Below are 23189 nucleotides of genomic sequence, written 5' to 3'. Positions count from 1 at the left end.
GCATCGTCGAGACAGGTCCCAACGACGCCCGCTTCATATGTGCTGGACTAGAACAATTCTCGCACAGCGGCATCCAAATTCGATTCCAAAGAATCTGAATCATCGCTTTCACGATTGGACTGCTCGTTGGCGATCAAATCAATCAAGTCAACTTCCGATCCGGCTGCAGCTGATCCGACGACCTTGGTTGTTGCTGAATCAACCGATTCAGCAGCGATCGAGGTTGAAGCACCCAATCCAGCGGATGCACTGAAGTCGCCAACCAGAAGGTCAGTGGCTTCACCGGCAGGTTCGCCGAATCCAGATTGGCTTTGTGCGTTGATCTCGTTGATCACTCGCAGAGCATCCAACGACGAGATGAAGCCGTCACCACTTTGGTCGTAGTAGAACTGCTCATTCACGCCATCGTTGGTTCCGATTCCGAAGTCATCGTCAGTGACCGGAATGTTCTCGCCACCGGAGTTGCCGCTGACTTCATTCAAGCGGTTGATGACCAACAATGCGTCCAATGCGGTGACTTCGCCATTGCGGTTGACGTCGGAGAAGCTGACCGGGTTCTGCAAACGACTTTGAACCGTGTTGAGGTTCATGCGAGTCGGTGCACTGCGGTTTCCGTTGACGTCCGCGACAGTGAAGATCAAGAAATCCGCTCCGACGTAACCGTCGTCTGGCGTGTACATGATCATGCCATCGACCACTTCCGCACTGCCGTTGGTTGGCTGGGTCGTGATCAGAATGGACGACAAGTCCAGGTCAAACGCAGTGTTGAAACTATCGGAGATGTCGATCGCACCGGTGCGTCCCACGGATGTTCCCGCGGTGATGTCCGAAGCCGTTGGGCGTCCCTGAAGTTCAACCGAGGCTTGAGCACTGGCTTGGCCCAAGTCATCCGCGATTGTGTAGGTGAACGTGTCCACACCAGCGAAGTCAGGTCCGGGCAAATACGTCAGCACGCCGTTATCGTCGGACAGCGTTCCGAACTGAGGTTCGACCACAATCGTCAGCGATGAGCGATCCAGCGTTCCGTCGATGTCCGAATCATTGAACAACGGGTCTCGCATTTGATCCAACACGGTCGTGCCAACCGACTCGATGAATACGCGGTCGTCGACAGCAACCGGTGCATCGTTGCGACCTTGAATGGTCAGCGTGACATTCGCGGTCACGACGCTGGTCACACCACTGTCGTCTTGCAGACCGTACTCGAACGTGTCCGTTGCAGTTTCACCTGGACGGAGTGACTGAATCGTGTCCGATCCCATCGGCGTGTAAGAGATTTCGCCGGTCGTCTGATTGACATTCACGATCGCACCCAAAGCTGTCGTGGTTTGCAATTCCACGAAGCTGAGGATGTCGCTCAAGTCAGGATCGCTGTCGTTGGCGAGCAAATCTTCGATCGTGAAGAACAGCACTGCGTCTTCGGTGGTGGTGAACGAGTCATCCACAGCGACCGGAAGGTCGGGCTGGTCCGTGATCGTGATCGACAAAGTGACCGGCTGGGAACTGCCAGCGAAGACACCATTGTCGAAGTCTTGCAACGTCACGGTGACGTCAGTGCTGCCCGCCGCATCGGGAGCTACGCTGAAAGTCAGCACACCGCTCGGGTCGATCGATGGCAGCACTGTGAACAAATCTTGATCTTCGGCCGGTACTTGGACCAAGAACGCAACCGTTTGATTGCCTTCGTTGCCTGGGCCGGCGGAGACATCCGTCGCCCATGGCTGTGAGTAGGCGCCACTATCTTCCAGCACGGTCACGGCCGGACCGGCGGTGAAGGTTGGCAAGTCGTTCACGTCGGCGACGGTCAGAGTGAACTGAACCGGATCGCTTTCCCAAACGTCTCCGTTGGCAAGATTGTTCGGGCCACTGTCGACGGCGACCAATTCGTAAGTTGCCGAACCACTGTTTTCGTCCGAAGTCATGAACTGCAACGATCCATCCGACAGGATCTGCAACCCAGTTGGATTGCCAACCGAGGTGGTGAGCAGATCGGCGTCGCCACTGACATAGGAGAATCGATATTCAGTGATTGTCTGAGGGGCTGAGGTTCCCGTTCCGTCGAACTCGTCCACCGCACGGCCACCAGAGCCGGTTCCGGGAGGTCCGACCAAGACGGTGCCGAGCCAATCGGGAAGGGTGACCGTTCCAGCACTTTCTTCGACAACGATTGGTGCCAGTGGCGAAATGATCGGCGCGTCGTTGACCGGAGTCACCACCAACGAAATCGTTGCCATGGTGGTTCGCGAAGCGTCGCCATCGCTGACTTCATAGACGAACTGATCGGTGCCAACGAAGTTCAATGGTGGCGTGTAAACGTAAGACGTGGCACCTGCACCGTTTGGCGATGGTGTCAACGAACCGCCCATCGCAGTTTGCAATGGCACGTTGACCGCGGACAAAGTTTGCGAATCGTTCTCGTCCGGCAACCCATCCACTGGCGATTCAGGGCCAGCGATAAAGTTGCCGAGCAACGAACCATTGATCACACCATCAACTGGAATGTTCAGCGTGATGTCTTCGCGGCTCACGATCGTGGTCGTGTCACCCGTTCCATTGGCTGGGATAGGTGCATCGTTGACCGCGAGCACGTTGATGGTGATTCGGCGAGCCAAGGACTCATTCAAATCGCCACGGCCGAAGTTCGGGCCTTGTCCGTTGTCTTGGCCATAAATGTCAAACACGAATTCGCCGAACACGCCCGGGGCGGCTTGGAAAGTCAGGTGGCCAGCAGGCACGATGGTCGGAAGCGTCGTGAACGCTTGCGTCGCCTGGGTGCCAGTCACGTTGACGGGTTCGATCCGATTGAACGATACGGTCTGAGCCGCAGTCAAGCTGAACTCGTCGTTCGCGGTCGGTGTTGGTCCGCCGAACACGTTGAACGCAAAGTCATTGCGGACAAACATATTCGCGTCCTCGCTGACATTGATCACGGTTTGTGCAATGTCAAATACGGGACGGTCGTTGACCGGATTCAGAACAAACTGAATGCGGCCTGTGCGTGTCAGCGGTGACGTGTCCAGGACTTGGTCGCGAATGTTGAAGTTCGTGCCGTCATCAATCACCTGGTAGGTGAACGAGTCGGGCAGGTTGTTCAACGAGTTGACGTTGGTCGGTGGCGTGTATTCCAGCGAAGCCGGCGTCGTACCGTTCTCTGGAATGTAGGTCACCGATCCGCCCAGCGTGGTTGGCAGGGTCGTGAACGGAACCAAGGCAACCGTTTGTCCGCCACCGAGAGTGCCATCCGATTCGTTGTCTGGCCCGGCGGTGTAGATGTCTAGCAAGCCTGGGCGTGCACCATCGGCTTCCAATGGAATCGAGTAGGTCGTTCCAGTGGTTCCGTCGTTGGCAGTGTTGTCCTCTTTCATCGTGACGATCAGGGTGCCGTCCGCAGCGATTTCATAAGCGTCGTCGATGGACCCGGTCTTTGGTGTCGGTGCGATGTCGGACAAACGAGGTTGGTCGTTGACCGGACGAACGTTTACTGTGACCGTCATTTCGGTCGACTTCGGAGTGAATGGATCGGTGTCCGACACTCGGTCTGTCGCTGTTATGACGAACACGCCCGTTCCAACCGCATCAGGTGATGGGTAGACCGTCAGTGTTCCGTCATCAGAAACTTCCGGAGTGAAGCCGGGACGGAACAGATCGGTGACGCTCTGGCTGACGTATTCTTTGAAAGTGAAGAAGACGTCTTGGCGATCGAATTCATCCAACGCTGTGGTTTCGGCCGGATCTCGTCGAGTCGCCCAATCAGTCAAACTCGTCCCACGGTTGTCGTCGCGTTCGCGAATGTCAACCGTTTCACGGAATTCAACTCGAGGAGCATCGTTGACCTGGATAGTTCGGATCGTCACACGACGTGATTCCGAACGGTTGTTCGATCCAACACCACCAACAGTCGTGTAATCCGCTTGTTGGAATCCAGCGACCGGGGGAGCCATTTGTCCGTTGATGTAATCGGAACCCGGCACCGAGGTTGCTCCAAAATCTTCGACGATGTAGCTGAATCGCTCGAAGTCCAAAAACGGGTCTTCTTGGTTGTAGTCAACACTTGGCAAGTATTGGCCACTGACGAACGCGCCCGAGGCGTCGAAGTTGAACGTGACCGTGCCAGTTGCGAGAGGAATCTCGATACCGTCCAGGTTGTCTCGGCTGACGACTGTCGGTGTGCCACTGGAATTGGTGACGGTGAACTGAACGACCCGGAGGTCTTGTTCGTCTTCGTCAAACTCGTTCGTCGTGACGACGCCATCGGCAAAGTCTGCTGTCTGAGCGTCACTTGGATTGCCTTCCAAGAACGTCTCTGGAGTCAGGTCGAGAACGGCAACCCTGCCGGTTGGTTGACCAGTGATTGGGAAGTACTCCTCGACTTCGTTGACTGTCAATTCGCGATCGTAAGCGACCGGTTGATCGTTGACCGGAGTGATGTTGACCGTCAGCGTTCGAGTGATGCTGCGTGGATCATCTTGGATGGAACCCGAGATGTAAGACTGACCATCGTCGGTCATCGTCAGAGCAAACACAGCGTAGCCGTAGGCGTCCGCGTTGGGTTGCAATTGCAGCACGCCAAATCGATCCAAGATTGGATCACTGGCGAACATGCCCGATGGCGACGAGATGACGCTGACGCTGTAGCTCAGTTCTTGAACCGAACGTTCGTCCAACGCGGTAGCCCGCCCTGGATGAATAGCCTCAGGCAAGCCGTGCACCAACGGGTTGTTGCTGCCGATGACTTCTCCACCGTAGATGTCATAGAAGACGGTGTTGAATGCACCACCGGCATCGTTGATGTCTTCGGCGAACGTGACGGTGTCGAAGACGGGGAACTCAGGCACATCGTTGACCGAACGTACTGTCAGAGTCATGTCGCGAGGCTGAGAACGATTGTTCGATCCGACGCCGCCCACGGTGGTGTAATCGATCGATCCAGTTGCATCCGGTGTTGGCCGATCGCTACCAGGGATCGAAGTTGGACCGAAGTCCTCGACAACGTATTGGAAGACCTCTGTTGGCTCGAAAGGCAGCTGGTCGTTGACGTCGATGCTCGGCAAGTATTCGCCTTCGAGGAATTCGCCGGTCGTCGAATCAAATTGGAATGTGATCGTACCGCTGAGCAATCCGATTTGTGTTCCATTGACGTAGTTGCCAGCGTTGACGACTAGCAGAGAGTTGTCGTCCAGCGTGACGGTGAACTCGACCACACGAAGGTCTTGCTCGTCTTCGTCGTATTCTTCAAAGCTGACGACGTCATTGGAGAAGTCGCTCGCTTTGGCGAGTTCAGGATTGCCTGTTGTTCCGCCCAGGAAATCTTCTGGCAAAATTTGCAAGCGAGCGACCGAGCCTGTTGGGAGATCATTCGGTGAGGAGAACTCCTCCACTTCAGTGACTTCCAGATCTCGGTCGAAGCTCACGGGAGCGTCGTTGACCGGGGTGATGTTGATGGTCAACGTTCGCGTGATACTGCGAGGCGAACTGATCAGGCCTGCGGCACCAGCGTCGTAGCTTGCACCGTCGTCTGTCGCGGTGACTTCGAAGACCGCCCAGCCGTATACGTCGGCCCGCGGTGTCAGCGTGAGGACACCGAAGTCATCCATCGTTGGCAATGTTTCAAACATCCCCGAAGGCGATGAGCTAGCCAGTGACGTAAAGGTGTAGGACAGCGATTGAGTCGGGTCGAACCCGAGTCCGTCGCCACGCTCGTCAAACGCAGTGTCGCGGCTGACGAAGATCGCTTGCGGACGCATTGGGTCGGCGGCGTCGTAGTTCGCAACCAAGCCACCGGCGTAGACGTCGTAGAAGACCGTGTTGAAGGAGGCACCCGTGTCGTTGACATCTTCGACGAACGTCACCGTGTTGAACACTGGGAACTCGGGCACATCGTTCGTTGCCCGTGTCGTCAACGTCATCGTTTGTGGAACCGAACGATTGTTCAGCCCAACTGGAGGCATCGCACCATCGTTGGTGTAGTCGACTTCGTCGGTCGCACCGCCGTTGATGAACTGCGATCCTGGGATCGAAGTCGTTCCATAGTCTTCGATGACGTAGGTGAACTGTTCGTTGGCGGCGAACGGGCTTTCTTCGTTGTAGTCCACGTTCGGATAGTAGATGCCGCCTGTGTAAGCACCGCCTGCACTGATGTCATCGAAGTTGAACGTGATGCGTCCGGTCGCCAGTGTCAGTTCGACGCCGTTGTTGTTTTCGGCGTCGACAACTGCAGTGGAACCATCGGCCAGCGTGACCGTGAACTCGACGACTCGGAGGCTTTGTTCCTCTTCATCGAATTCATCGACGGCGGCAACGTCATCGGTGAAGTCGCTTTGTTCTGCCAGTTCTGAATTCTCAGTGGTTCCACCGAGGAATTGATCTGGAGTGAGGTCGATCGAGGCAACGTCACCGGTCGGGCGGCCGGATCCGTTGGCGAATTCTTTGGCTTCAGTAACTTCCAACGCGCGGTCAACCGTGACCGGTGCATCGTTGACTGGTGTGATGTGTACCGTCAGGGTTCGAGCGACACTGGCGGGGGGGGCGTCGTCGACCAACATGCCAGTGTCTGGATCGTAGGACTGCCCATCGTCCGTCATTGTGACTGTGAAGACGGCGTAACCGTAAGCATCGGCCCGCGGAGTCAGCGTGAGAACGCCGTACTCATCCAGGACGGGAGCAGATTCGAACATTCCGGCTGGTTCATACAGCGTGGTGTAGCTGTAGGTCAGCGCCTGAGTCGTGGGAGCACCGCTGCTGTTGCCACGCTCGTCTTCGGCGGTTGCCCGGCTGACGAAGATAGCTTGCGGCAGGTTGTGGACAGCCGGGTCGGCCGACGCGATGACGGCTTCCCCGTAGATGTCGTAGAAGACCGTGTTGAACGCGTCGCCAGCGTCGTTGATGTCTTCGGCAAACGTCACCGTGTTGAACACTGGGAATTCAGGCACATCGTTCGTTGCCCGTGTCGTCAACGTCATCGTTTGTGGAACCGAACGATTGTTCAGCCCAACTGGAGGCATTGTACCATCGTTTGTGTAGTCGACTTCGTCGGCCGCACCGCCGTTGATGAACTGCGATCCTGGGATCGATGTCGTTCCAAAGTCTTCGACGACGTAGGTGAACTGTTCGTTGGCGGCGAACGGGCTTTCCTCGTTGTAGTCGACGTTGGGGTAGTAGACACCGCCGGTGTAGGCACCGCCTGCACTGGTGTCATCGAAGTTGAACGTGATGCGTCCGGTCGCCAGCGTCAGTTCGACGCCGTTGTTGTTTTCGGCGTCGACAACTGCAGTGGAACCATCGGCCAGCGTGACCGTGAACTCGACGACTCGGAGGCTTTGTTCCTCTTCATCGAATTCATCGACGGCGGCAACGTCATCGGTGAAGTCGCTTTGTTCTGCCAGTTCTGAATTCTCAGTGGTTCCACCGAGGAATTGATCTGGAGTGAGGTCGATCGAGGCAACGTCACCGGTCGGGCGGCCGGATCCGTTGGCGAATTCTTTGGCTTCAGTAACTTCCAACGCGCGGTCAACCGTGACCGGTGCATCGTTGACTGGTGTGATGTGTACCGTCAGGGTTCGAGCGACACTGGCGGGGGGGGCGTCGTCGACCAACATGCCAGTGTCTGGATCGTAGGACTGCCCATCGTCCGTCATTGTGACTGTGAAGACGGCGTAACCGTAAGCATCGGCCCGCGGAGTCAGCGTGAGAACGCCGTACTCATCCAGGACGGGAGCAGATTCGAACATTCCGGCTGGTTCATACAGCGTGGTGTAGCTGTAGGTCAGCGCCTGAGTCGTGGGAGCACCGCTGCTGTTGCCACGCTCGTCTTCGGCGGTTGCCCGGCTGACGAAGATAGCTTGCGGCAGGTTGTGGACAGCCGGGTCGGCCGACGCGATGACGGCTTCCCCGTAGATGTCGTAGAAGACCGTGTTGAACGCGTCGCCAGCGTCGTTGATGTCTTCGGCAAACGTCACCGTGTTGAACACTGGGAATTCAGGCACATCGTTCGTTGCCCGTGTCGTCAACGTCATCGTTTGTGGAACCGAACGATTGTTCAGTCCAACTGGAGGCATCGCACCATCGTTGGTGTAGTCGACTTCGTCGGCCGCACCGCCGTTGATGAACTGGGATCCCGGGATCGATGTCATTCCGAAGTCTTCGACGACGTAAGTGAACTGTTCGTTGGCGGCGAACGGGCTCTCTTCGTTGTAGTCCACGTTCGGATAGTAGACACCGCCGGTGTAGGCACCGCCTGCACTGATGTCATCGAAGTTGAACGTGATGCGTCCGGTCGCCAGCGTCAATTCGACGCCGTTGTTGTTTTCCGCGTCAGCGACTGCGGTGGATCCATCGGCCAGCGTGACCGTGAACTCGACCACTCGGAGGCTTTGCTCTTCTTCATCGAATTCATCGACCGCGTCGACGTCATCGGTGAAGTCGCTTTGCTCCGCCGAAGCCAGCGGTCCATCTGCACCGACCAAAAAGTCATCCGGAGTCAATTCAATTCTTGCCGGATCAACACCGGACGGCTGCCCTGTGACATCGTCAAACTCTTCGATCTCCTGAACTTCCAACTCCCGATCAAACGTGACTGGTGCGTCATTGACTGGTGTGATGTGGACCGTCAGGGTTCGAGTGACGCTAAGGGGGGGGACGTCGTCGACCAACATGCCAGTGCCTGGATCGTAGGACTGCCCATCGTCCGTCATGGTGACTGTGAAGACGGCGTATCCGTACGCATTGGCCCGAGGAGTCAGCGTGAGGACGCCGTACTCATCCAGGACGGGAGCTGATTCGAACATGCCGACTGGTTCATACAGCGTGGAGTAGCTGTAAGTCAGAGACTGAGTCGCGGGAGCACCGCTGCTGTTGCCACGCTCGTCTTCGGCCGTTGCCCGACTGACGAAGATGGCTTGCGGCAGGTTATGGACAGCCGGGTCGGCCGATGCGATGACGGCTTCCCCATAGATGTCATAGAAGACTGTATTGAACGTGTCGCCCGCGTCATTGATGTCTTCAGCGAAGGTCACCGTGTTGAAGACTGGGAACTCGGGCGTGTCGTTCGTTGCATGTGTGGTCATCGTGACCGTCGCAGCTTCGCTGGTCAGGCTGCCGTGACCAACACTGTTGAGTGACTCGCCTGGGAAGTTGCCTGCACCAGGAACTGGAATCTCAGAGAAGTCTTCGACGAAGTAGGTGAACAGGTCCGTGGCGTCGAACGGTGATTCTTCGTTGTAGTCCACGTTGGGTTCGTAGGAACCACTGACAAACTCACCGCTGTCCGCCAGGAAGTTTCCTGGGTTGGCCGGATCGGGGACCAGCGAGAATGTCAGCGACAGTGTGCCTCGCGCTGTGGCCAACGTTTGAACCGGAGCCAAACCGGTGACTGCGTCGTAAGTCAGCAGTCGTGCGTCAACGGATGCAGCGGTTGCGTCGGGCAAGCCGATCTTGATGACTCGCAAATCCTGTGCGTCTTCATCGAAGTCGGCAGGGAAGTCGACAGGTGGTGTGACCTCAACTGCGGAACCCGCTCCACCAAGTCGAAGCAAGTCATCTTTGGAGAAGTCCTTGAATCCGGAACCATCGCTCTTGGAAACCGGATTCGCCTCGCCGGTGCCATCTTCGTCCTCTTGGTACTCCAGCAGATCCAATGCCAGATCGTCCGCTTGTGGCGTGTCGTTCACCGGTTTGATCAGAATCCGCACGGTGGCGGTATGGCTGAGGGGGTCGGGCTCTTCGAGCATCGATCCAGGCATCCCTTCGGGGCCCAAATCAAACGTGATGCCGCTGTCCGTCACCGTGTAGGTGAAAGAGTCTTCCCCATAAGTATTCAGTGCTGGCGTGTAAACGATGTCGCCGTTGGTGTCGATCGAAACCGTTCCACCGAGCGCACTGGTGGCACTCACGGCAGTCACGGTCAGTCCCGCGTCGTTGGTATTGTCGTTCTCGTCAGTTGCCGAGTCACGAGCTTCCTTGTCATTCGCGATCAGGTAGGCCTGAGGGATGACCAGGGTTTGGTCTTCCGTTGGGACTGGGACGGGAGCCACGGGATTCAACGGATCGGGGCCAATGAAGAATGCGTTCCATTCCGCGTTGTTTTCGCTGATCAGATCTTCCGCAGCGACTGGAGCGTCGTTCTTCGGTTTGACGTCGATTTGCGCCGTTGCTTGGGCGGTCAGCTTGCCGCCGATGAAGGATGTGTCGTCAGAAGAATTGACCAGGTCCGCACCCGGATTCACGAGTACACCATCGTCTTCGATCGTGAACTGGAACTCGTCACGCAACAGCGAATCACCGTTCGGATTGTCTTGGTTCAAATCTGTGTCGGCGAGATACCGGATTTCGTCGAGAACCGTGCCATCCCAGATCGGGATGATCCGACCGCGAGGAGTCTTGAATCCATCGACAGGAACTGTCGTTGCGGAGGTAATGTCAGTCGTGAGACCGCCAACCGTCGTGTGTAACGCGACAACGTCGAAGGATTGGATGGACTCATCCCAAGGAGCAGGCTGAGTCGAGCCATCGGGGAGCGTCAAGGTGAACTCTCGATCGCCGTCACCAAACGCACTGGCTTTCAGTTGTTCAGCGGTGAAGGTTCGCTCGGTGTCCTCGAGCGCCAACAACGTCAGGTTCTCAACCGAAGGAACATCGTTGACGGGGTCGACATTGATCGTGACAGTCGCAACACCAATTGGATCGCCGTTGATATCCAGGACTGGATTGTCGACCAACGTTGCCTGATCAGCCAGTCGGTAGGTGAACGTGTCGATGCCGGCAAAGTCGGCTTTGGGAACGTATTGGAAGTGCCCCGTCAACGGATCAATCGAGAAATTCTCGGCATGCGATGGTCCGTCCATCAACACCACGGTTGTGGGAGCAAACGGAGTGAGCAAGTCGTCCGCAGCAACGGTGGGACCAAACAAGACCGATGATAATCCCATTTCTGCAGTCAGCAAAGATTGGTCTTCTAGGATGTCGTAGCGATCGTCTTGCGGGGTCGGGATCGGGGCCGGGATGATTTCGACTTGATAGTCTTCCACTTCGCCACCAACCGCCAACCCGTCCGAGGACAGACCACCTTCGGGTGAGATTCGGAAGCGTGCCCAAGCCAGACCACTCGACGCAGTGGTGGGCGTCACGATATTCAGAATGTTGTCGCCGGCCGACAATGGGATGCTGCGGAAGATTTGTTCGCCGCCGTCCTCGGATGAATCACGTGGATCAAACAGTTGGTTCTGATCCCAGTCGATCCAGGCGTCCAAGAAGCCACCGTTCGGAGCGTTGACCAAAATCGATGCGCCATTTGGATTGTTGGGGTTGAGGTATCCCAAAACTCCGATCGATACGCTGTTGGGATCTGTCAACGAATCCACAAACACCGTTTGAGTGGTCGCTTGATTTTCGAGGGTCACAAGGCTTCCGGCGAACGTTGCCGAGAAATTCGTGCCAAAGCCGGCCAATGCTTGGTCGATGCGAGCGGCCAAGCGAGCGGCGATATCGTTGACTGTGTCGGCTGCTTCGAAGCGGACTGCGATCGTTCCAGAAGTCGAGGCTTGCTGACTGGTCGCCGCTGGATCCACAAGCAGGAATTCAAACGTCTTTGAACCGGCGGAGGTTCCGAGGTCGATCACCACTTGATCACCACTTGCCGGGATGGCCTGGACGTCGATCACGACTGGGTTGGCAGGCGACGTTGCGACAACCAAGGAGGCTGGATCGGAAGGCGTGATGGTGATTTCACGTTCCGTGTTGGGGGAACCGATTCCGACGCCGTCTTCGTCATCGAAGTTTGTCAGCGATAGCGACGGTTGAGTTGTGGGAGCGATCGCCGATCCTGATGTGAACTCCACATCAAAGGCCAGGCCGAAGTCCTCAAACATCTCGGCAATCGCATCGTGCACATCCGAAGTGAATGCATTGAGTTGGTCCAGCACTTCACCGGGGTCGGTCAACAGCGTGTCATCGAAGATGACAGGCAAGTTCCCCGATTCGGCTGAGCGTCCAACGGTGACGAATTCGAATGTCACCGGTCCACGAGGGCTGCCGATGTCAATGGTCAGGGTGTCGCCGAGAACGGGCATTTGCACCGCTTCCATGATGCTGACGCCACCGGTTGTGACGGGCGTCTGGAAGGCACTCGTTCCCAGGGTGATGATGACCGGGAGTCGATCGTCATCTTGTGCACCTGGTGAACCGGCAACCGCCGCATCGAGTTCTGAGTCGATGATTTGTCCCAAGCGAATTTGACCACCGTCAATGATCGCATGGCGTGCACCATCGGAATCGAGAATGGTTCCAAAACCATCGATTGCATCGCCGTAATCCAGGTTTACGGTTGGCAGGATGATCGTGAACTTGGTCGAACCATCCTGTTGATTTGGCCGCAGCAAGTTGCCTGCCCGATCCGCAATGCGTTGATTGTCCAAGAAAATCTCGTAGACACCATTGGGTTGCCACAGAGTCGTCAGAGGAGTCAGGCGAAGTTCACCCGTCGAGCCATTGAAGCCCAGTTGATAGTCAACACCTTCCACCAGTTCGATATTGTTACGGCGAACAAGGATGGCGTCCCGATCGACCGTCGCAGGATCGATTCCGGTACCTTCGAACGGTGAGTTCTCGTCGCGACCATCGCCGATCAAGATTGAGAAGACGTCCAGAATCGGATCGTCAAGCGAGACAACGGTGGGGTTAGGATCTCGGTCCAAACCAGCATTGTCGTCGTCGATTGGTTTGAGGAGGACAGCGTAGGGAGCGTCCGTGTCCGCCCGATCGATCGCACCTTGGTCGATGAACGGATCTGCACCGCTACCACCACCGGATTGACCGGAGTCAACTCGAAGCTGCCCAAAGACATCTCGCTGCGGCGCGTCGATGTTCGAACGGGCGATTCCAAGTTCCGTTTTGAACGTGACAAAGTCCAGCCGGTCGGCCAATGTTTCTTGCGAATTGTCGATGGCCGCCGAGCCAGCGGCTAGGTAGTAGTTTCGCGAAGAACGATCAATGAACAGCGGAGCATTGGTTCCTGCCAACTCGGGGTTGGTTCCAGTGGTGCCGTTGTTGGCATTGCCTTGGAAGTAGTTTTTGCGAACCACTGTGTTGGTGGCATTGAAGCCTTCGACATCAATGGCGGTGCCGAATTCAGACAGAATGTTGTTGATGATTGTCGGAGCAGCTTGCCCAATCACATCAATGCCGGTTCCGTCGCCAAATCCAACCAGAGTGTTGTTGACGATCCGACCAAAGGGAACGGAACGCCCTGCTTCGGTGGTCGTCTCGCCCGCGAATCGGATGGCTGATTCACCGGAGATCACATTGTTTTGAATGACCACGCCGGGGACCAAGCGAGGCGAGTTCAGCTGCGGGAAATTGATCAGCGAGCCCTGGTGTGGAACTCCTGTTTCTTCCGCCGTGCCAGGTTGAATGTCAATCCCGACATCTTCTGAGTCGGAAATGAAGTTCGAGTCGATGATGAACATGCCTTGTTGACGCTCACGGTTTTGATCCGCCAACAAGCCGGTGGTTCCCCCAAACATGCTGACACCATCTTCCGACAAAATGTGTCGGTCGTTGGTGTCAAAGGGTTGGAATGAGAAGCCGAAATCAGGCAGGATATTGCTTTCTGCAAGTGTTGCGTACTCATCCACCCGTCGGATTTCGACTTGATAGGGACCCGACAAAATCTCGGGGTTGCGATTCGGATCGCGGTTGCTGAACCGGGCGTCGTTGAGCAAGGCAGAGGTGCCCGCATCCGTGTTGATTTCTCGTGTTCCACCTTGAAGTGCGCCCTCGACCGTTGGGACTCGGTTTGGCACCGTGACCATTTCACCCCGCTCGGCGTACCCAACGATGATGTCATCGATGTAGAAGCCTTCGAAGAAGTTGTTCAGGGTTGCGTTGGAACGCGAGTCTGAGGAAATCTCACCAAACGCAGGCGGAATGCCATCGCCAGCGATTCGACCGGAGGTGCTGAAGTCGAATCGTAGTTGCAAACCAACTTCTCCCGCGAACGAAGACAAGTCGATGCGAGCTTGTCGCCAGGTTCCTGTGTTGTCGAACAGTTCCTGAACGACTTGTGCGTCTTCGTCACGAGGCGTGGTGCTGTTCAAACCAGCGTCGGAGAGATGCGAGATGAATCCGGGGAGTTCTGCTGTCGGGTTCTGTGACGGATCCGCCACACTCAACGCCGAGTTGTTAGTGGCAACCAACTCCCATTCTCCCGTCGACGGTCGCAGCACGAAGACTCGCGCCGCGTCACGGAATGGATCTTGACCGTTCGCAGTCGTCTCACCCGGGTGGTTTTCTGTTTCGAGGAAGTAGTTGACATAAAGCGTGGGTCGGTCTTCCGCCACCGATCCATCGAGGTTAAACGAATTGGAAACCAATTGGCCTTGGGCACCGCCTGCCAATGCGTAGGTGTTGACGACCGCAGGGTTGGAGGTCAGGTCGCGATGCAGTTTCTCGGAAAGCCCGAATTGGGCATTTTCCTGGCCATCGTAGGTGATGTATCCCTGGGTCGTGTTGTCGAAATCGTTGGGCGCAATCCACTCTTCGAGTCCGAAGTAGAAACTCGCACCACCGCTGGCTTGGGAGAACTCCCGGTCCCCACCGACGGCTCCGGCTTCGCCATACGTCTGATCAATGTCGCCAGGCGTCCGAGATCCGTCGGGCGCTTCATTGATCCCGTGTCCGACATCATTGGCGCGCCGAGTGGTGGGGTGCCAAAGGTTCAGATCCAACGGGCTGAACGCGAGTCCGACCGGGTTGTCACCGTTGGCAGGTGCGATGTCGTTGAAGACAACGGAATCTGTTCCACCCGCGAAGATGTTTTGCAAGATGCCATTGAAGTCAAACGCGTACAAGCGACCACCGGTCGTGGTTGCGAACAGCATGTCAGCATACGCACCGTTCTCGACCGACTGAGGACCGAGTGCGAGAGCGCTGAAGTCGGCTCCGATAACGGTGTTCAGAAGGGTGGCGTCCCCCGAGTTCTTGTCGATGGCAATGATTTCACCAGCATTGGTGACGCCGTACATCTGAGTGGGTTCGACTGGATCGTCGAAGCTAATCCCAGTGACGCGACCCGCCAATGCTGTCCCGGTACCGGCGGTGTAGTTCAATGCGCCAACGTTATTCGCTGCTGTGCCGTCGTTCCCATCCCCGTTGTTGTTTGCGTTTCCACCATAGATGGAAGCGGTCACAATCTGTCGAGCGTCAGCATCGTTGTTGATTGCATTCACGATCGCGGCCGCACTTGGCCCTCCCGTTCCGTTGGCATCGGTGCCGATGATCACAGTAATCGTGCGTCCTGCCACACTGACGTTGCCGATTCCGGCTTGGTTGCCATTGTTGGGACGGCTGATGCTGACCGTGAAATCTCCGTCCACACCAGGCTGATTGGATTGAATCCGAATGTTGGTCCGGGCGACGTTGTTTCCGTTGGTGAACACCTGGAAATTCGCGGTCGCATAGGTCGCTCCTGGCAGATTGATGTTGCCCATGACGCCGTACTTGACGTTTGCGCCTGTGTTGGGACCGGACGCAGCGGCGGCAACCGGGGAAGCGTCCCCGTCCGAAGTGGCTCGATAAAGCTTCGACGATGCGTCTGATTCTCGAACCACATAGTAGAGGTCGTAGCTTGGATCGCTGGTGATGTTGCCGGTGCGTTCAAATGTCAACGCATCGACTTCATCCGAGTTGGTGAATTCTTCCAGGCGAGGGTCGTTGAGGGTGGAACGATTGCCCGGGGCGGTCAAATTTGCATTGAGATTCCGAGCGTTGATCGTCGGCGTCTCGCCCGGAATGTTGTCCTGGCTGACGACCGTCAGCGCGCCGGTCGCAGGATCGATCTCGACCAATTGGCCGACCGAGTCAGCGACGTTGGTCTGGCGTTGGTACCCGAACATCCGGCCATCGCTGCGGATGGTGATGTCTTGGATGTCATTGTTGTTGGCAGACCAGTTGTTCGGTGACACCGGCCGTGTGTACGTCCCACCGTTGTAGGCGTCCGCGATGTAGAGTTGATCGTCCGCATTGGGCAACGGGCGGTCAGTGGCAACGTACAGCGGCACGTTCTCGAGCGTGAATGCTGGCAAGTGGGATTCGACATCCGCTGCCGTGTCGATGTTGAAGATCGACGTTTGTGGTTGGATGTTGATGCCATTTGGGAAAAATGGATCCAGTGGGATCGTGTTGTACCCAGAAAATCCAATGCGATCTTCCACCACTCGGTCAACGGAATTGATTGGTTCCAGACGAACGTAGCGGTTGTCCGCATTTCCTTCGGGGACAAAAATCTCACCCGACTCGGATTGAACCGCGCTATCCGCGACTCCGTCTCCATCGTCGTCCTGAAGGAAGTGACCGAGGTTGTCATATTGTCCCATCAAGGCGCTTGGTGTGACGCCGTTGCCCATGATCGCGATGTAGTACTCGCCACCGGTGGTCAAATGGACGGGGCCGATGTAGCCGTCCTTGGTGCCGAGCGATCCACGCGACAGATCGTCAATGTCTGGGTCCGAGTCAATCGTGTCCGGCTGATCGTCAGCGATGTTGGAGTCTCGACCGACGAAGATCAACTGGCCATTGCCGTCATAAACAGCGAGCGTCGTGTCACCACGGTTCGCCTTGTCGGCGTAGTCCATGTCAAAGACGACAGCCACGGTGCCGGCAGAGTCGTTGACGCCGCTGATCACTTGGATGCCCGTTTGAGTCGCGTCAAAGCGATACCAGTCGACGTCCAGGTCGCGATTGGTCACGCCTTGCTCGGTCCCCAGGTTGCCTGAGATCGAGATCGCTGCCATATCGCTTTGCAACAGACTTTGCAACGGTTGAGCCTGCGCGAAGGTGTTGTTCGGCGCTGCCTGGACTTCGCCCGCTTCACCAAGGATGTGACTGCGAGCAGGCAATCCACTGACGTCGATGGCTGTGGTGGCGTATCGCATGTCGGCGTACTGAATCGTACTGCCAGGGTACTCATCGACTTGTTGCAATCGGATTTGCAGGTGGTATTGGCCACTGCTGACTCCATCCAGAGATGTCGGCGTTGATCCGAGAGAACGAATCCGCACAAAGTATCGCCCCACGGTGTCCGGGGTTCCTGGCAATACAAAGTGCATTCCGGCGTCTCGGAAGTTCTCCGAGTTGAAATCACCACCCAGCAGCGGGTTCTGTTCCAGCGGCAACGCATTCAGCGTGCCGGGCAGATTGGTGTCGGTGGAACGAAGGGAACGCGCGATGACTGTTCCATTCGCATTCAAAACTTCAATGACTGTGTCGAGAGAAGTGTCGGTTCGGTCGATATCCAGCCAAACCGGCGTGCCCGCCGTTCCCTCGAAACTGTAGACGTCCAGATCATTTGGAGAGTCAGGGCTAATGAACCCTTGGACTTCAAAACCGAGGCGTCGATTCTCGTCTCCGCTTTTCTGATCCGGGGCCAACGTGCCCACGAACTGGGCGACACCTGGGAAGGCATTTTCGTCCTTGCCTGCCGTAAGGGGCGTCTCGCGTTCGCGAACGACGGCGACATTTCGATCGTTGCTGAATTCGTCGAACTCAAAACCACGCCAATCACCCTTTTGCCCCCCTGTCTGACCATCGTTTCCGGTGTCGTACAAGAACGCACCATTCGGTGTGAAGCCAGCACCCACCGAATCGTCTTGCAGGCTGGTCAAGATCACGGGGAAGCCAGGTGAACCGGAAACGGTCACGGTGCCCCCGATTCGGTCAATGATTTCGGCAGGTGTGCCGGTGGCCGTGAAGCCAGCGTTGTTGCCTGACAACTTGACAACCAACGAATCGCTGCCGCTGCTTCGCAGCGTCAGCCCACTGTTGGAATGATGGTTGCCCACCGTGATTTCGTTTTGCAGGACATGAACGATGTCGGTGTCGTCCCAGATCGACTCGGTTGTAAGGACTTCGCCCCGCACCAACATTCCGTTGATGCCGTTGTTTTCGAACTGGTTCAGTCGAACCAAAGGACCGACGTTGTCATCAAATTCCGCGAACACGTCCAGGTTTCCGGTGCTCCGCCCGTAGTCAGGTTGGTTGGAGAACTGCAGCGAGTTGGCATTGATGTTGATTGCGGGGCCGGCGTTATCGACGATCTCGTTGCCAATGATGATGGGCTGAGCACCGCGAACGTAGATCGTGGCAGCGTCGTTGGCGCCACGGCCGTTTCGAACGCCGGTCGCATTTCCGTCTGCGTTGTCACTGATCAGCGAGTTTGTGATTCGGACCTCCGCTTGATGAATTTCAATCACATTGAAATTGGCGGATCCACCTTCGATGGACGAGTCGCCACCGCCGTAGGAAATGATGGCGTTGTCAATGCTGCCAGAACTGGTGTATCCAAAGTAGAAGCCACCCCAGTCGCCTGCTTGTCCTGCTGAATTGGGCGTGTTCGTCGTGTCATAGACACCGCTCCCGCCATATCGATCGTCATTGATGGACGTGAAAATGACAGGGCGATTCTGGGTGCCTTCGGCGATGAGGGCTGAGCCTCCCGCCTCGGCTTCGATTCGTGATCCCGAGGATTTGATCACGATGCCTGGATCGACCAGCAAACGCCCGGAATCGCGAGCGGTCAATTCGCCGGTGACTTTGTCGAGATAACGCCCACCCACGTTGCCAGCGATCACGAGATTTTCGGTCAACACGTGTGCGATATCCGTGTCATTGAAGCGGCCTGGTGTGGTCAGCTTCGTGACGACTTCGCCATCCTGTGTTTCAATTCGAATGAACAAACCATTGATCGTATTGCCGGACAGGTAGTTGCCGACGATTTCAGGGCCGATGCGGCCATTTGATTCATCGAAACTATCAGGGCTGGCTGAGACCGCCGCACTGTTGCTGTCGGTGATTTGGTTGAACGCAATGGTCGGCCGAGCGTCGATGATGTGAATCGGGCTGAAGGAAGCCTCCGCAGAATCGACGAATACCTTGCCCCCACCATGACGAATGTCAGAGTGCGAGATGTAGTTCAGGAACATTCCCGAGGATTCCAAATCGGAATCATCACGCAGAACGATGCCGCCAAAGTCACCTGCTGCCGGTGGATTGGCTGCCGAAGAACCCGTTGAATTGCCACCAAATGTGCTGTCGAAATAGGATCGCAACCAGACCGGTGTGTCGGGGGTTCCCAGGACCTGCAAGGCAGAGGCAGATCGATCGATGTCAATCGACGAAGAGCCAACATCAAGATTGGCTTTGCGCATTTTGATCAACGCACCCGCGTCGATCATCGCGGTGACGCCCTGTGGGACACGGAAGTCGGCCCCGTCCCGTAGTGCTGCGCCGCTGGTCGCCGTCCCAATCAGATAGGGCTTGATATCCGCGGTGGTCGACGGGTCGCCGTCGGCGTCATTTCCGATGATCCGAACCAGGTTGGGAGTGTTCAGAAGCGTGTCCGATCCCGACAGGTCCAGACGATCGATCCCGGTCAATTCAACGGTTCGGCCGACCACGGTCGCAACGCCAGGAAGGACGGAGTTGATCGCGTTTGCAGCTGCAGTGGCCGCATCCTCTGGTGATCCACCGGGGGCAAGGGTGATTCCACCAGGGCCGAAGTCAAAGCTTTCGGTCACGGGTGTGCCACCAATCGTTTGAATGACCTCAAACGTATCGGTGGCGTCTAGCGTATCGAGTCCCACCGTCGGGAACACAAGTCGTTCTCCTGCCCGCTGGAGCGCCTGGCCGATGTTGTCGAATGCGTCTCCAAGAGTGCCTGAGCCATCCAGTGCTGCCGCGTTCGGGTCATTCAACCGATCGACGAACACAGTGGTGTCGGCATCGCTGGCTTGGAAGTAGAAGGAGAACACGCCACCCGGCGTTCCATCACGATCACCATCGATCGGAGTGCCGTCCACATCTCGAAGTACCGATGCCGATTCCCCGTGGAATTTCAATTCCAGTTCATACAAGCCGTCCGTTGTTCCACCAAAACCAGAGTCAGGGACCAGCGGGTTGTATTCTTCGTTGTCGGTGCTGCTGACTCCGATCAGGTAGGTTCCTGCATCCAATTCCACATTCAGGAACGAGTCGTTGCCAAAGTAGCGGTCATTGCGAGCAACGATTTCAAGCGTTCCATCGTCATTGACTGCGAACAATGTCAGGACCGTGCTCAGGCCGCTTGGAGTCGACAATCGTTCGGCGAAGGTTTCCGCAGTGAATTTGCCTGTCTCGCCAACAGCAAACTTGTAAAGATCGATGTCAGTTGCATTGGGAGCGGAAACCCGCTGCAGGTGAACGATATCATGATCACCCGGCAACACGTCGTTTGGCACGGCAGCGCCTTGAACGGATGGGATGTCATAAGAGTGGTTCAGGCCCAAGGAGTGACCAATCTCGTGCATCATGGTTTCTGTGAAACCATCGCCAAAGAATCGGTTGGATTGGTTGTAGATGGAGCCGTTCAAAATCGCGAAGGTGTTGTTGGCAAGGCCTGCAACCCCATCGTTTGGACCGAGTCCTGGGGAGACTGCCCGGAAGTCTCCCTTTCCAATCATCAGTTGATCTGCACCGGGTGTGGTCTCAGATGTTTCAACGAACTCAAACCCTGAAAGACTGGCGTAAATATCAAAGAGAGTGCGGACAATCTCTTTTTCTTTTTCGGTGATCAGGTTGATGTAGTCTTGTCCGTTGGTATCCGTTCCCAGCGTGCTGGGGAAGTAATAGCGAACAATGCTGATTGCCGAAGGAAGCTCCAGGCCGACTCCTTCGTTGTTTCCGACATGTGGTTCACGCTGAATCTCACGGTGCCCTGGTTCATCTTCGCTGCCAACTCGTTGAGCAAGCGGAACAGATTGGACCTGGATTTGTGAGGAAATTCGGACCCCAGATGCATCCAGTGTCACGGGGCTCGCTGGTGTTCCAGTCAGATCGCTGGCTGTCAGGAGAGTCGAGTTGTCATCGTCGCTGGTGAGTGCTGAGCTTGGAACGATAGGTGATCCACCAACCGGTGTTCCTGCTTCCCCGATGTCCAGGCGGTAGTTGCCCTCTGGGATGGGAGAGGAAAACAGGAGCGTGACCGTTCCGACCGCCACGTCATACGTTGCCAGATTGGGTTGCAAGGGTGCAAGCTGGTCGTCCGACTTGTCCGCGGTAGCGCGGGTATCGACTAGGCGATAAAACGCGGGGTTTTCTGCGTCACCAACGTCCAGCAACTGTCCGTCGAAGTGAACGACGACGGTATCAGATTGTTGTGTGAGAACGCCCTTGGGGTTGGCTTGGGTCGCGTTTGAGCGAACGATCGGTTGGGGGACGACCGCGACAACCTGGGACCCGCGGTTGAGCCGAAAGGCTGTTTCAAAGTTGTTGCCGCCGTCAAACGGAATTCCGGCGCGGCTTTGCAGAGGCGAGTTGCCTTCGCCGACCAGAACGATTTTATAGAGGTCATCCGGGAAACCAAACGACGGATCGAACGCGTTGTGAGCTGCACTGCTGGCTGGACGCAAGACGATCTGCTGCAGGTTGCTGGCTTCGATGCTTCCCGATTCCAGCAGTCCAACGTATCCCAATTCGACTTGGATATCGTCGTCGATTGGGTTTCCGTTGACGTCCAGGTTGGCTGGGTTGGGGCCAAAGATTCCGTCTTCGCCAGCGCGAACCAATTTGACTGTGTCTGCGTTGATCGTGGCTTCGTCTAGGTCCGCCCCGCCGTTGAAGAACAGGTTGAATTCGTTGGGGGCGGTCTCAAGGGTGTCGCCGTTCTGGAGCAGTCCCGAATCGTCAGGGCGAATGGCGAGCAAGGTTGGTCCTACCAACACTCGAGCCGAATTGCCCACCGACATCCGATAGGCTTGCGAATCAGTTCCCGAGTACGCCGAAACTTCGATTGCATAAGAGCCTTCTGCCAACTGAACGTTGGCGCGGAATTCTGCGTTGCCCAAGGTGTTGTCGTTCGACAATGAAATTTCATTGCCATTTCCGTCCAGCAAGCGGAACTGCAAGTCTTGCTGACGCTGACGGTCAACACTGACTGGAGGATCACCACCTTGTTCGCCTTCCTCGTAAGACGTTCCGACTGGAGTGACAACCAGATCGATTTCGGTAGGGTTGTTCAGTGTGAATGCGAATACATCCACGTCGGAGTTGGGACTGTCAATCGACACATCGGTGATGGTCTGGGCAGCAAGGTCAAGCACCCCCAAATGGACCGCACTGGCGATGGAGTCGTTTGGCTCCATTGCGTCGCCATACAACATATTGATGTTGAAGATGTCATCTTCTTGCGGACCGTAGTAGTTTGCACTGATGAATGGTTCCATCAGTTTGGTGCCATTGGTTGGCATCACGTGAGCCAATCCCAGACCGTGGCCGATCTCGTGAGCGAGAATGTTTGTCAATTCGATGTTGAGATCGAAAGCAGAGTTGGCTGTGTCCGAGTAGTAGCTGTCGGAAGTGTCGATGATCATGTCACCATCGAGCCCGTTGGATCCGAAGCCATACGGTGGGTAGTTCGCGGCGAGAACGTTGTAGTTCCCGTCGATCGCTGCGCCAGCAATCCGCAAATCGGCCCGCACGTCAGCTTCGCCGATGCTCGCCGCCCCTGCCCATGGTGATTGATCGTCGTCGTCTTCGTAAACAAAATTCAGCCCGGTTCCCTGTGACCAAACGTCATACACGTTGGCAAAGATATTGAACCAGGGCTTCTCGGTGATTTCGTTGGTCGCTCCGCTTCCGTAGACGCCGTCAAGGAACGAGACCAGTTCACTGTTGCCGGTTGTGTTCCCCGTGTTGGGGTCCAGCATCGGCGTTCCATCGGGAACGATGCTCCAGGTCAGCGTGATGGGGTCGCCTAAGTTGGGTGCCCCGTTTGGATTCAGTGCCGAGGTGCGCCAACGCAATGGGTCCGTTGGATTGAAAAGGATGGGTTGAAGCTGAGGGCCAAACTGAAAACCTGGCAATTTTGTGCCAGATGTGATCGCGGCATGGTTGTCGCCGTGCTCCTCATGCCACTGCTCAATGGTTTCGCTCGGTGTGCCAGGAGCGAATACCGGATGAGCGATCAGGCCCAACTCCGCGGCGAGTAGTTCTCGTTTTTCGAGGGTTTCGTGGTTCAGGCGGCGGTCAGCGGTCTGCCATTTGCTTCGTCGCTCGTTTCGGGCTCGGCGGGATTTGGAGTGCTGGCGGCCCTTCGCTCGTCCATCCGATGGCGAGGAGGCGTCTGAAACAGCGTTGCCCAACAAAGTCTGAAAGCGTCGAAGCGTCAT

General features: G+C 56.4%; 1 protein-coding gene. It reads right to left on the bottom strand.

What is annotated here, in order from left to right; all coding sequences use genetic code 11:
* Window positions 1-47: 47 nt before the first annotated feature.
* Complete coding sequence (locus tag CEE69_RS08470) at window positions 48-23189, bottom strand: tandem-95 repeat protein (RefSeq protein ID WP_099260260.1); 23142 nt, start codon at window positions 23187-23189, stop codon at window positions 48-50.

This window comes from Rhodopirellula bahusiensis, assembly GCF_002727185.1.
Lineage (GTDB): Bacteria > Planctomycetota > Planctomycetia > Pirellulales > Pirellulaceae > Rhodopirellula > Rhodopirellula bahusiensis.
The sequence above is the reverse complement of the archived record's forward strand: the minus strand, read 5'-3'. Positions and strand labels throughout refer to the sequence as shown.

Coding starts and splice junctions, on each gene's coding strand:
- CEE69_RS08470 (WP_099260260.1), bottom strand. CDS start 23,189: ATGACGCTTCGACGCTTTCAGACTTTGTTGGGCAACGCTGTTTCAGAC.